The sequence below is a fragment of the Sporomusa termitida genome, from assembly GCF_007641255.1.
GTDB classification, from domain to species: Bacteria; Bacillota; Negativicutes; order Sporomusales; family Sporomusaceae; genus Sporomusa; species Sporomusa termitida.
In genome coordinates this window covers 2,012,457-2,025,332 of record NZ_CP036259.1, presented here as the reverse complement: position 1 = coordinate 2,025,332, position 12,876 = coordinate 2,012,457, and the positions used below count along the sequence as shown (strand labels likewise).

General features: G+C 47.5%; 13 protein-coding genes and 1 riboswitch. All 13 genes read right to left on the bottom strand.

Going from position 1 to position 12,876, the window contains the following annotated elements:
• Nucleotides 1-53: 53 nt before the first annotated feature.
• Nucleotides 54-224: riboswitch (Lysine riboswitch) on the bottom strand.
• 110 nt (nt 225-334) lie between these two features.
• Complete coding sequence (locus tag SPTER_RS09290) at nt 335-997, bottom strand: general stress protein (RefSeq protein WP_246105545.1); 663 nt, start codon at nt 995-997, stop codon at nt 335-337.
• A 65-nt stretch (nt 998-1,062) separates the two neighbouring features.
• On the bottom strand, nt 1,063-1,338 hold the full coding sequence (locus tag SPTER_RS09285; RefSeq protein ID WP_144350150.1) for a YlmC/YmxH family sporulation protein: 276 nt from the start codon (nt 1,336-1,338) through the stop codon (nt 1,063-1,065).
• Between the two features lie 8 nt (nt 1,339-1,346).
• The gene (locus SPTER_RS09280; protein WP_144350149.1) at nt 1,347-1,667 is read right to left on the bottom strand and encodes a hypothetical protein; all 321 of its coding nucleotides are present in this window, start codon (nt 1,665-1,667) and stop codon (nt 1,347-1,349) included.
• Between the two features lie 439 nt (nt 1,668-2,106).
• Nucleotides 2,107-2,547: a dCTP deaminase/dUTPase family protein gene (locus tag SPTER_RS09275; RefSeq protein ID WP_144350148.1), complete on the bottom strand. Its 441-nt coding sequence runs from the start codon at nt 2,545-2,547 to the stop codon at nt 2,107-2,109.
• 13 nt (nt 2,548-2,560) lie between these two features.
• On the bottom strand, nt 2,561-3,814 hold the full coding sequence (locus SPTER_RS09270) for a M16 family metallopeptidase (RefSeq protein ID WP_144350147.1): 1,254 nt from the start codon (nt 3,812-3,814) through the stop codon (nt 2,561-2,563).
• A 167-nt stretch (nt 3,815-3,981) separates the two neighbouring features.
• On the bottom strand, nt 3,982-4,848 hold the full coding sequence (locus SPTER_RS09265; RefSeq protein ID WP_144350146.1) for an N-acetylmuramoyl-L-alanine amidase family protein: 867 nt from the start codon (nt 4,846-4,848) through the stop codon (nt 3,982-3,984).
• A 27-nt stretch (nt 4,849-4,875) separates the two neighbouring features.
• A complete protein-coding gene (locus SPTER_RS09260) occupies nt 4,876-6,111 on the bottom strand; it encodes a glycosyl hydrolase family 18 protein (RefSeq protein WP_144350145.1) in 1,236 nt (411 codons plus the stop codon).
• Nucleotides 6,112-6,235: 124 nt separating this feature from the next.
• On the bottom strand, nt 6,236-6,958 hold the full coding sequence (locus tag SPTER_RS09255) for a polysaccharide deacetylase family protein (protein WP_144350144.1): 723 nt from the start codon (nt 6,956-6,958) through the stop codon (nt 6,236-6,238).
• Between the two features lie 329 nt (nt 6,959-7,287).
• A complete protein-coding gene (locus SPTER_RS09250) occupies nt 7,288-9,399 on the bottom strand; it encodes a polyribonucleotide nucleotidyltransferase (RefSeq protein WP_144350143.1) in 2,112 nt (703 codons plus the stop codon).
• A 165-nt stretch (nt 9,400-9,564) separates the two neighbouring features.
• Nucleotides 9,565-9,831: a 30S ribosomal protein S15 gene (gene rpsO, locus SPTER_RS09245; protein WP_144350142.1), complete on the bottom strand. Its 267-nt coding sequence runs from the start codon at nt 9,829-9,831 to the stop codon at nt 9,565-9,567.
• Between the two features lie 196 nt (nt 9,832-10,027).
• Nucleotides 10,028-10,954 carry a bifunctional riboflavin kinase/FAD synthetase gene (locus SPTER_RS09240; protein WP_144350141.1) on the bottom strand — a complete coding sequence of 309 codons (927 nt, stop codon included), beginning with the start codon at nt 10,952-10,954 and terminating at the stop codon, nt 10,028-10,030.
• A gap of 72 nt (nt 10,955-11,026) precedes the next feature.
• A complete protein-coding gene (gene truB, locus SPTER_RS09235) occupies nt 11,027-11,911 on the bottom strand; it encodes a tRNA pseudouridine(55) synthase TruB (RefSeq protein ID WP_246105544.1) in 885 nt (294 codons plus the stop codon).
• Entirely contained in the window at nt 11,908-12,876 is a 969-nt protein-coding gene (locus SPTER_RS09230; protein WP_144350140.1) for a DHH family phosphoesterase, read from the bottom strand. The genes truB and SPTER_RS09230 overlap by 4 nt, the downstream gene beginning before the upstream one ends.

The following is a 12,876-nucleotide window of genomic DNA, read 5'->3' as shown; positions in this document are numbered from 1 at the left end:
CCATATGGCAACGTTTTCTGACAATAGGAAAATATAATATATCCTCCCTAATCAGATGAGATAGCACTCCACCAAGTAATGGTGACAGTCTTAAACCTGTTTGATATAAGACCAATAAGTAGACCCGGCAGTCTATCTTACTTCGGCGGTCGCCCCTTTCCTTTCAGGTCAATGATGCCACTCTTACTGAAAGTACTCTTAACTCCCGCACCTCTACTTCATCCTGTACAGGATGTTGCTTATTCATTTTATACACATTTTATAATAAAGGTTCCAGTATTGTCAATAAATATTGAAAGCTGCACTCCTTTCAGACAACAGAGAACCAGTCTGATTATTTTAAGGCGTGGGTTTCCACATCCTTAGCCCCGTTTTGGCGGAGGATCTGAGCCGCCTGATTAACCTTAGCCGCGTCAGAGCGGATGATGGCGAGAATTCCGCCTTGGGCAACCTGCTGCTCATAGCGTTTGCCCGCTTCGGCCGGAATGCCCCAGTCAATCAAACCACCGGCAATACCGCCGGCGACAGCGCCGCTTAAGGCCGCGGCAATCGGGCCGGCTGCCAGGATTGGTCCCACACCGGGAATAGCCAGCGCACCTGCACCTAACAGCAAGCCGCCAATACCGCCTAAAGTCCCGCCCGTCAGCGCCCCGTCGGTAATATCATCCTCAAAATATTCGCTCCCCTGCTGGTTTTGCTTGCTTTTTTTGTCTTTGGAAACAATATTGATTTCTTCTGTTGTAAACCCCTGGGCTCTCAGGGCACTAACACCTTTTTCCGCATCAGCGCGGGAATTAAATACGCCAATTACGCTTTTAATGCCTTGTCCACCGGATTGCATGGTTGCCTGTTGAGTATTAGACGCAGTACTTGCACTTGCTGCCTGAGGCTGGGCATTGGAATAGTTATTAACCAAGGCGTTGCCTGCCTGACCTTCAGTTTGCGCCATTGTCTGATTCACCGTATTGTCCTGATTGTTATTACTGGTTGTCGTCATTGTAAAACCTCCTAACAATAGTCTGATATTCAGCCTACTGTTAGGTTTAACCAGCACTGGATTTTTTATTCCCGGTCAAATCTTGAATACATACGATCATAGGCATTATTTAGATCAACAATAACAACCTCGTCGCCAATACGCCTGATCGCATGCCAGGGAATTGTTGTGATTTGATTATCGCTTAAAAACTGAAAAACGGTTTTATGCTTTGGCAGTATCAAGCCGCTGATTGCGCCGGTACGACTGTCAAAAGCCAGGTCACATTCACTAATCGTACCCAAACGGGTACCATCGCCTAAATTTATCACTTCTTTACCCGTCATTTCACTGATTCGCATCTAGCCACCTACTTCTTTTGAAATAATTTACTAATAGCCGGCTGAATCACTGCTATCCCAATCGCCGTCATTGCCAGTGGGTCAAAAGACAATATGCTTACTGTAATCCGTTCCGGCATTTCAAGTTTTAAAAAGGAAACAATCATAACCATCGACAGATAAACACCGCCGGCAGTAGCTACCAATTCCTGCACAGCAATGGAAAACGGCGATGGCCGCGGCTCAACCTGCGGCAGGTTGTCTAATGCCAGGCGGCAGTGGCAGACCCGCAGCCAGATTGACCACATAATAGCCAGGATAATCACTACTAAAATTGCCCACGTATACAAAGAACCACCCCTTAAGCTGCTTCTACCAATGTATATGCAGCTTACAAGAGAATATGAAAAAAATTAAGAAAAACCGCTATCGCGGTCCTTTGGCTTTGCACACGTCAGTTGATCTGGAATGCAAGGGCAGTGCCTTACTTTTGTCATTGCCACAAAAGTAAGCAAAAAGTCTTGGCCCAGAGCCTCCAAAAGCTGAAAAGCCGGGCGATATTCCTAAAATCCGCAAACTCGCTACGCGCTCAAACAGTGCGGATTTCTTAACGGAATACCGCCCGGCTTTTCTCCTACGGAACGCTTTTTCCGGCAAAGGGCCGGGGGGTTACCGGGGGTGCGGGGGCACCGTCTCTGCTCAAGCTGGGCATTGACCTTGGTCCCCTTATTTTATAAGGACTTTCAGCCTCGCAATTCTGGTAGGACAAGGAAAACTCCTTGAAGTTTTTCAGCCGGTGCTGCCCAAACCGCCCAGCCGGTCTCCGCCCGGACAGTCATGATCAGCAAGTAAATATTTATAGAAAATTCCCTGCGCCAGCCGGGTCCCTTTTGTGATCAACACCGGCTGGTCGCTATGGTTAAAAACGGCGATCATGATATGCCCCTCATTAGCCGGATTATTGTAGTAATCGGCATCGATAATTCCCTGGCCGTTAATCAGGCTTAAGCCCTGTTTTACGGCCAGCCCGGAACGGATATGAATACCCAGATATTCATCGCCCGCCATATAGGCTTTGAGACCTGTAGGCACTAAGGTAACCTTGCCCGGCAACAATGTTCTGTCCTGGGCGGCGGCCATATCATAGCCGGCACTTGCTGCCGTTTTACGAACAGGCAGGCTGATGCCGCTGTCCAGATACTGACTAACTATTTCAAAGCCTCTAACCATACTATCCCCCCCTTTAAAAACTGATATTTGCATTGATATCCTTGGCCTCAACAGGTCCAAGGGCAGTAAAGCACAGATTTTCGGTTGTAAACATATGCTCAATCATTTGGTTAATATCTTGCAATGATACTTTATCTATTTTATTAACAACCTCTTCCAGCGCAACATATTTCCCTAAGGTAATCTCCATCTTACCAATGCGTGACATCCGGCTGCTTGAGCTTTCCAGGCCCAGCAGCAGATTCCCTTTTATCTGTTCTTTTGACTTTGTCAGTTCCTGCCGGCTGATGCCCTGCTGCTTCATTGCGTTCAGGTTAGCCATGATAAGCGCTAATACCTCATTAACATTGCTGGGACGGGTCCCGGCATAAATGGTCAGCAACCCGGCATCCTTATAGTTATTCTGATAAGAGTATACCGAGTAAGCCAGCCCGCGCTCTTCCCGGATCGCCTGGAATAACCGGGAACTGATGCCGCCGCCCAAAATATTATTCATGATATACACCGGATAAATTTCCGGATGATTCTGAGGGACGCTCACTGTACCTAAGCAGATATGCACCTGTTCAATATCTTTGCTGATCACCGTTCTGGCCGGTGTGAGCACCGGTGCCGTTATGACCGGATTTCTCTTGGTCCCGGCCATAATGGCAAAGTAACGTGTTGCCAAATTCACCAATTCAGCATGGGTCACATTGCCTGAGGCGGCAATAACAACGTTGTCGGCGGTATAAAAGTCCTGGTAATACTCGGTTACCAGCTTACGGCTGAACCGGCCGATGGAATCGGTGGTACCGAGAATATTCCGGCCCAGAGGGTGCCCGGTCCAAGTGGTGCCAAGATGAATATCATGCACCAGTTCATCTGGTGAATCCTCATACATGTGCACCTCTTCAAGTACTACCTGGCGTTCCCGGTCAATATCATCTTCGGCAAACTTCGATGCCAACAGCATATCACTGAGAACATCCATCGCTAAATCCGCCTGGGAATCGAGGACTTTTAAGTAATAACAGGTATATTCCTTCGCTGTAAAAGCATTAAGCTGACCGCCGACGGCATCAACCGTTTCAGCGATGTCTTTGGCCGAGCGTCTGGCCGTACCTTTAAACATCAGGTGCTCAATAAAATGGGAAATCCCATGATTATATTCTTCTTCCCATCTTGAGCCTGTGCCAATCCATACCCCCATTGTTACTGATTTAACATACGGAATTGTTTCGGAAACTACACGAATCCCATTAGGTAATACTGACTTTTGATACATTAAAATCTCCTTTTCATACGCAAATAGAGAGGCCATCAATACAGTAAGCTTGCCAGCTAAAAATAACTTGCCGCGATAATTATACTCCCTATTATACCTAATATTGCCGAAGAAAAAAACAGAGATTTCGAATTAACGTTTGTCTCTGTTTAATAAGTGTAAGCGGTTTAATTATTGAAGTATTGGACCGCTCCGTTAAAAATACCCTGGGCCATTTGATTCCGGTAGCTATCCTCCTGCAGCTTACGGGCTTCCCCGGCATTACTAACAAAACCCATCTCCACTAAAATGCTGGGCATTGTCGTATTGCGCAGAACATAGAAAGTTGCCGAGGAGGTGCCTTTGTCCACAGCACCGGTTTCTCTAATGATATTATCCTGTACTGTCTGCGCCAGTTTGGACGACTTGCCGGCCGGATAGAATGTCATAGCACCGAAAATGGCGGGATTAGGATTGGAGTTGGAGTGAACGCTGATAAACATATCGGCATTCTTGGCTTGAGCAATATTTACCCGGGCCGCCAGCTCCTGACCTAATGAACTGCCGGCAGACGCTACTGAACGGTCAGTTTCCCTGGTCATTACTACGTTGGCGCCGGCGCTGAGCAGCTTGTCCCGCAGTTTTAAGCTGACTGCCAGGTTATTATCAGTTTCCCTGGTGCCATTAGCCACAGCCCCGGGATTGCCGCCGCCGTGGCCGGGGTCAACAACAATAGTTTTTCCCCGCAGGCCGCCACTGCCGGTATTGCCGCCGCCAGCTGGCAGTGGCGTTACTTTTACCGGATTATTCGGCGAAGTGGTTGTCTTATCACCACCAAAGATATTAAAAATCGGACCAAGTATTTTATCGAACAATAAGCTAAACAGCTTGTCAAACACATTGCTCCCGCCTCCGTCGGTTGCCGGGACACTGGAAGATGCCAAAGCACCAATTATATTATCTAAAGCGGCGGCATGACCGACTTGTACCGGTCCCGCCACATTAATAACCAAAACAAAAAGCAATATAAGTGTTAATATTTTTTTGCTATACACAGCATACCTCCTGCATCGATATTTTTACTAATTGCGGAACTTGTCCCGCAGTACCGGCCAGACAGCCGGGTCCTCCTCGCCAAGTTTCCACATGGCAGCACCGGCAATATCATACTTGGTGAGCAGCGCCAGTTTATATTTCAAACTCTCACTGTTCTCAAACCAGACTGTATGCGCAGTGCCATCAGCTGCGGTATAGCTAAAATACGGAGATTTGGAAGTGTCATCCCATTGCACCTCTTGGCCATGCTGCTTAGCCAGGTCCATGATCGCCTTATGCTCTAAAGACTGAGTGCCTTGGGCTGACCAGTCATACCCGTAAGCGGCAATGCCAAGAAACAGCTTGTCCTTGGGAATAAACTTCAGTGCATAGTTTAAACTTTTTTCCACCCAGCGGATATCGGCAATGGGTCCCGGCCCACTCCAGACCCCGTGATTGTCATAAGTCATAATCATAATTTTATCGGCATACTTGCTAAGCGCCGCATAATCATAAGCAACTGCCACATCATTGTTTTCATCCTGTTTCGGGAAAACGTCAATTGACACAATATACCCCTGCGGTTTCAGGCGGGTATAAAGCTCACGCATGAACGCAGTCAGGTTGTCCCGGTCGGCGGCCGGCACCATTTCAAAGTCAATATTGATACCATCCAGGTCATATTTCTTAATATAAGCCTCAAAATTTTGAATGGCTTTAGTCCTGAGCTCAGGATTTGACAACACCGTATGAATGGGCACGGTGTTGCCCGCCTGTTTAGCGTTATTTACCAGCAGCAATACTGCTATATCGTTCTGACCGGCACTTTTAACCACAGACGCATGATCATTGCCGCCCCGGTCAGTTACCGTGCCGTCAGCCTGCAAAGTTGCCCAGAAGGGGGCAATCGTGTTAATTACATCAGCATTTTTCATCATCGAGTTGTAAGAAGAAGTATCTGCACCCCACCATTCGGCATAAAAACCGACCAGTTCTTTCGGCGCAGCATTGACTGAGCCACTGGCAGAACTGCCCTGGCCGGTATCCCCGGCCGGCGTGCTTAAGGTATTGCCCAGAAACCTGCCCATAAGCAGTCCCAGTAAAATATCCACCATACCTTTGCCTGTACTTCCGCCAGCGGCAGCGCTTGCTTCACTGGAACCATTGGCTTGTCCTAACAGATCAGCTATTGAAAAAGCGTATGCCGGCGTAACAGGTACCATGACGGTTAGCATGAACACCATCATGACCAGCCAGGATATCATTTTTTTGAGCTTGCTCATAGATCAGCCTCCATTCCAGCAGATGAACATGATAACCTCATGTTATCTTTTTATGTAAACATATACTATCACATTTATCCTATTTAAGCAATAAAAAAAGCAGGTTTTATCCTGCCTATTTCTGTTATTTTAATATATCAGTTACCGTAGTAATCGTATATCCACGTTTTTTAATCTCACTGATAAGACCGGGTAAAGCCTGAGCGGTAGGCGCTGTTGGATGCATGAGGATAATAGCGCCATTATGCAGTTTTTTCAATACCCGTTCTTGCAGAATATCAGGTGGCGGCCGTTTCCAGTCAACGGTGTCAATACTCCACATGATAGTAGTATAATTCAGCTCCTGGGCGGCCTGCAGCACGGTATTATTATATTCACCATAGGGCGGAGCATACAGGTTGGTTTTTAGGCCTGTAATACTGCTGACAAGCTCTTCAGCCTTTATAATCTGTTCTTTATTTTTTTCTTTGCTCAAATTGTTGGGATGAGGGTGGCTGTAGGTATGGTTCCCCAGTTCATGCCCTTTATTGGCAATGTCTTTAAGGACCTGAGGATATCTGTTGGCCCAGCTGCCGCCGATAAAGAAAGTAATATGGATATTATTTTCATCAAAGGTTTTAAGCATAGCCGGCAGATACTCCTCCCCCCAGAACACATTGCAGGCAAAGGCAACCCGGGGCTGAGACGAATTACCCTGAAAAACAGGCGGCGGCACTGCCGGGAGCTCGTTGGTAGCTACCAGCGGCTGGAGATTGCCTGATAACATCGCCACAGTCATAAAGACACCAACAGCAAAATACACATACCAATAGCGAATTTTTCCTACCAGTACTATCTTACACTGCATACCATCAACTCCCTGCCACACCTAGTTGAGCATAGTACAGTGTATTAACGTTGGCAGGAATTTATGAGCAAAATAAAGAAAACACGGCTTGCGCCGCGCCTTTGGTGAAAGCGTTAAGCCGATGTTGCCCTTATCCAGAGAAAGTTATACTTTCTCTCAAAACAAGAAAAACTTGGCCTTATGCCAAGTCCTTCAGGGCGCCGGTAGCAGCCGTCTGTGCCCTTTAGGGTAAAGAATTTTCTTATCCATTAGGCATCAGTATTGAATTTTATAAATTCAGAAGGGGGTAAAAAAGACTTGGCTTGTGCCAAGTCCCCGTTTGTGTACGATTACTGAGCTGTTCCTTGCGGAGCAGCTTCCCGCGGTTCTGCTTTTAACAGTTCTTTCCGGGATAGGTTAATACGGCCCTGCCGGTCAATTTCAGTTACTTTAACCGTTATTTCATCGCCTACTTTGACAACATCCTCAACTTTGGCCACCCGTTCACGGGCCAGCTGTGAGATGTGAACAAGCCCCTCTTTGCCGGGAAGGATCTCAACAAAGGCCCCAAAATTCATTAATCGGGTAACCTTGCCGGTGTAGGTAGTACCCACTTCCACACTCCGGACCAGCGTTTCAATGATATGTACTGCTTTCTGGCCGGCAGCAACATCAACAGCAGCGATAAATACTTTGCCGTCATCCTCAATATCAATCGTAACACCGGTTTCTTCAATAATCTTCTTAATCGTTTTCCCGCCTGGTCCAATGACATCCCGGATTTTATCGGGGTCAATCTCCATGGTTATGATGCGGGGGGCAAAAGGTGACAATTCTGTGCGGGGCTCGCTGATGACCTCAAGCATTTTACCCATGATATGCTGACGGCCTCGTTTGGCCTGGGCCAGTGCATCTACAAAAATCTCTTTGGTAATACCGGATATTTTCATATCCATCTGCATCGCTGTCACACCCTGAGCAGTGCCCGCAACCTTAAAGTCCATATCGCCCAGCGCATCTTCCATGCCTTGAATATCTGTCAGGATGGTATGGTGATCACCCTCTTTGACTAACCCCATAGCAACCCCGGACACCGGCGATTTAATTGGAACCCCTGCATCCATAAGCGATAAGGTGCTGCCGCAAACACTGCCCATCGAGGTTGAACCATTGGATTCTATGACTTCCGATACCAGCCGGATCGTATAGGGAAACTCAATCTCAGAAGGAATGACAGGCAACAGTGCCCGTTCAGCCAAGGCGCCATGGCCGATTTCACGGCGCCCCGGACCACGTGACGGCCTGGTCTCGCCTACACTAAATGAGGGAAAGTTATAATGGTGCATATAGCGTTTGGATTCCTCAACGCCAAGGCCGTCAAGAATCTGCTCGTCGCCAATGGCACCGAGCGTGGTAATTGTAAAAACCTGAGTTTGTCCGCGGGTAAACAAGCCGGAGCCATGCGTACGGGCCAACAGTCCAACCTCACAGGTAATCGGTCGTACCTCTTCAATCTGGCGGCCGTCAGGACGAATCTTATCGACGGTAATCATTTTCCGGACAATCTCTTTGAGTATCTTTTGAAACATATAGTTAATATCTTTATCCTTCTCAGGATAAAGGGCAAGGAAATGGGCAACCGTGTCAGTTTTAACCTGTTTAATATTCTCTTCCCGCTGGAGCTTGTCTTTATTAGCTACCGCTGTTTTTAAGTCAGCTGTCACATATTCCCGCATAGCTGCATCAATTTCAGCCGGAACTTCATACAGGGGTTTCTCTTTTTTGGGTTTGCCAATTTTGGCAATAATAGCTTCCTGAAAAGCAACAATTTCTTTAATTGCGGCATGACCAAATAAAATAGCCTCAAGCATTGTCTCTTCCGATAGTTCCCTGGCGCCTGCTTCAACCATCAGAATAGCCTCCTTGGTGCCGGCAACAACTAAATTAAGGTCACTCAGCTCCTGCTGCGCTACTGTAGGGTTCAGAATAAACTTGTTGTCTAATAACCCAACCCGTACACCGCCAATCGGTCCGTTAAAAACTATATCAGAAACACCCAGGGCGCAGGATGCACCAATCATGGCGGCAATATCGGGAGGATTATCCTGATCTACCGACATTACTGTAGCTACTACATGAACATCATTGCGCAGGCCATCGGCAAACAGCGGCCGAATAGGCCGGTCAATTAAACGACCAGCTAAAATAGCCGCTTCACTCGGGCGACCTTCCCGTTTAATAAAACCACCAGGAATTTTCCCCACTGAATACAAACGCTCTTCATAATCAACTGTTAAGGGAAAAAAGTCAATACCTTGCCGCGGTTCAGCCGATTGGGTGGCAGCTACCAGTACGGCAGTGTCGCCATAGCGCACCAGCACAGCACCACTTGCTTGCTTAGCCATCTTCCCTGATTCGATGATCAGGGTCCGGCCGCCTAATTCCAATTGGAATTTTTCCATATTTTATTTTCCTCCTCTGATAAACCCCTTTTCTTTTAGCAAAGATTAATTGTTCGACATTTTTCTTATTATTCCCTTTTTTATTTTTCTTTAACCTGGAAAAAAATAAAAAAAGCGGTACTGCCGGCAGGTAACAAAAAAAAGCGGATAATCCGCTTTTTTTGATTATTTTCTTAAATTAAGCTTTTGGAGAATGGTCCGGTAACGCTCAATCTCACTTTCACGCAGATAGTTCAAGAGACCTCTGCGCTGACCTACCATTTTCAATAAACCACGCCGGGAATGATGGTCTTTTTTGTGTTCGCGCAAATGTTCAGTCAGATAATTGATCCGTTCAGTAAGGATTGCAATCTGCACTTCTGGCGATCCGGTATCATTTACATGTACCCGGTATTTTTCAATCAGCTTTTGTTTGTTTTCCGGTGTCAACACGATGGTTCACCTCCTTTTGCTTACTAGCCCCATTAGCCAAGACATCGCCGGAGACTCGATTATCCTCGCTATGGTTAAGAACAGTGATTAAATCACTAAAGATTATTTTACCATAAAAATTATAGCCTGTAAACCTTGTTTTTGATTATAAAGAAAACTTAGCGGTAGGTGGGTTTTAACGCCATCGGCAGGATAGTCACAGGATAAAATATTTTTTTTGAGCAAATTCAACATCTGCCGTCATTTGCTGTTTGAGTTGATCAACACCATTAAAAGCAATCTCGTCTCTGATCCTGTCGATAAAATGTATTTTTAACTGCTGCCCATAAATAATACGGTCAAAATTTAGAATATGTACCTCTATGCGCCGGGTTTGCCTGGTAAAAGTAGGATTATTGCCAATATTGGCAACCCCGTTGAATTTCATCCCCTGTTCGTCCTGTACATAAACAGCATAAACCCCGTCGGCAGGTACTAACAGGCCTTGGGGAATCGCCAGATTGGCCGTGGGAAAACCCAACTTCCGGCCCCGCTTATCCCCCTCAATAGTCCGGCCGGTTATACTCACTCGCCGTCCCAGTAAACTTGCTGCCTGCTTAACCGCCCCGTCTGCAACCAGCTGTCTGATGATCGTACTGCTGACAATAACCCCGTCCACATCGACCATGCCTACCACATCGACAGTAAAGCCATGTCTTGTACCAAATTTTTTCAGCAGGGCTGGTGTTCCTGCCCCGCGGTGGCCATAGGTGAAGTTTGCGCCGACGGTAACGTGCCTGAGGCGCATGCTGCTGGCCAGCTTATCCAGGAACTGGAGCGGGCTTAGCCGCAAAAATTCGGCGGTGAAGGGAACATTAAACAACATGTCCACACCTAAACCGGCAATAAGATCAATCTTCTCCTGATTTGTCACAATCAGCGGCGGACAACGATCAGGATCGATCACAATCAGCGGATGATTGCTAAAGGTGAATACCGCGCTGGCGCAGCCTCTCTCTTTCGCCTGGTTAACAGCGCGCGTGATGATAGCCTGATGGCCAATATGAATACCGTCAAAAGTTCCTAAGGCGATAAAAACAGGCGCCTGATGACGTATGTTTTCTATCCGGGTAAAAACTTTCATACTGATCTGTTTCTCCTCATTGCTGCTCGTGGCGGACTTGAGCGAAAACGTCAACCCGGTGTTGGGCCGCCATTATCGGTCCGGACTTAAAATTTTCACTGGAATCAACATTGTCCGCTCTTCACTCTGACCTGTTTCCCGGCCAATGCCAAGGAAATTCTGCTGGCGGTCATACATTCTTACTAAATCAGCACCGCTTTGCCGGCAGCAGATGGAACGGCCGTTCTTTACTGCCTGTGCTTCCTGCTCTGACAAGATAACAGCCGGTATATGAGTAAGAGCAGTATCGGCAGCTTGCAGCGCCTGTTCCTTATTCGCGGTAATCTCTTCCAGTGTTAATGATTGTTCCAAGCAGAAACTGCCTACCCGCGTCCTGACCAAAAAACTCATGACCGCCAGGCAGTCTAGTCGGCGGGCAATATCAGCACACAGTGTACGGATATAAGTGCCCTTGGAACATTTTACATCAAAAACAAGGCCAGATTCCGCTTCGGTTACAAGCACAAGCTTCTCGATGACAATTGTACGCGCTTTTCGTTCCACAACCTGGCCGGCACGGGCCAGTTCATATAACTTTTTCCCAGCGATTTTGACCGCTGAGTACATAGGCGGAATTTGCTCAGATACACCAATAAATGAAGCTAACGCTGCCTCAATTTGACTCAACTGCGGCCGGTTGTACGGACGGCTCTGAATAATCTGTCCGGTATCATCGCCGGTGTCTGTTTCAAAACCAAAAGTGAGCTCAGCCCGATAACTTTTATCAGCATCAGCCAAATATTCAACAAGCCTGGTGGCGTTACCGACAAATACCGGTAAAACCCCGGCCGCCGCCGGGTCCAACGTCCCGGCATGGCCGACACGTTTTAATCCATATAATCGCCGAATATAGGCAACCACATCATGGGATGTCATGCCTGGCGGTTTAAGGACATTAATTAAACCACTTTGCATCATTTGATGCTCACGCCTTTAGCTAACTGTTTTTTTGCAGCCTCCATGATCAGCCGCTTGGCCTTGCTAAGCGGTTCGGCAACAGTGCAGCCGGCTGCCCGGGCATGGCCGCCGCCGCCAAAGCCCAGGGCAATCTTGCTGACGTCAACCGTTTTGGAGCGCAGGCTTACTCGCACACTATTATCGGTCTCCTTAAACATGACGGCAATTTCGACCCCCTCAATATTGCGGGGATAGTTAATGAAGCCCTCCGTATCTTCTCTAAGATCAGCCAATATTTCCTGCCTTAGTGTCAGGGCCGCAATCTGTCTGCCCTGACCACAGTCTACTATCTCCAGGGTTTCCAGCACTTTAGGCAAGGCCGCGATAACAGCCAGCGGCTTCGTATCCAGATATTCAGAAATAATATGAGGCTTAGCCCCCAGGGCCACCAGCTCAGAAGCGAATCTCAGCGTTTCGGTGGAGGTATTGGCAAACCGGAAGAAACCGCAGTCAGTCGCGATGGCCGTAAACAACGCGGTCGCCATATCGGCTGTAACCGTCGCCTGCACTGCGTTAAGTATTTTGAAGATTATTTCGCCGGTAGCGGCAGCCTGGCTATCCACATACCAGTAATCGGCAAACTTCAGGTTAGAGATATGATGGTCCAGGTTTAATATCGGGGCTTTTACCGCATTCCGGACTTTACCCACCCGCTCTAAGTCGCTGGCATCAAGCACGACCAACAGATCGGCTTCAATTTCGGAACTGTCGGGTTTTTCTATTTTTTCCCAGTCAGCTAGGAATTTAAAGGTGCGGGGGACTTCATCATCAAGCAGCATCCTGACCTGTTTGCCCTGGGCTGAAAGGTAGGCATTCAGCGCCAGCAGTGATCCCAAAGCATCGCCATCAGGATGAATATGAGCCGTTAGTATAATATGATTGGCCCGGTGTAACAGCTCAGCACTGTGTGCAATAGATACTTCCAC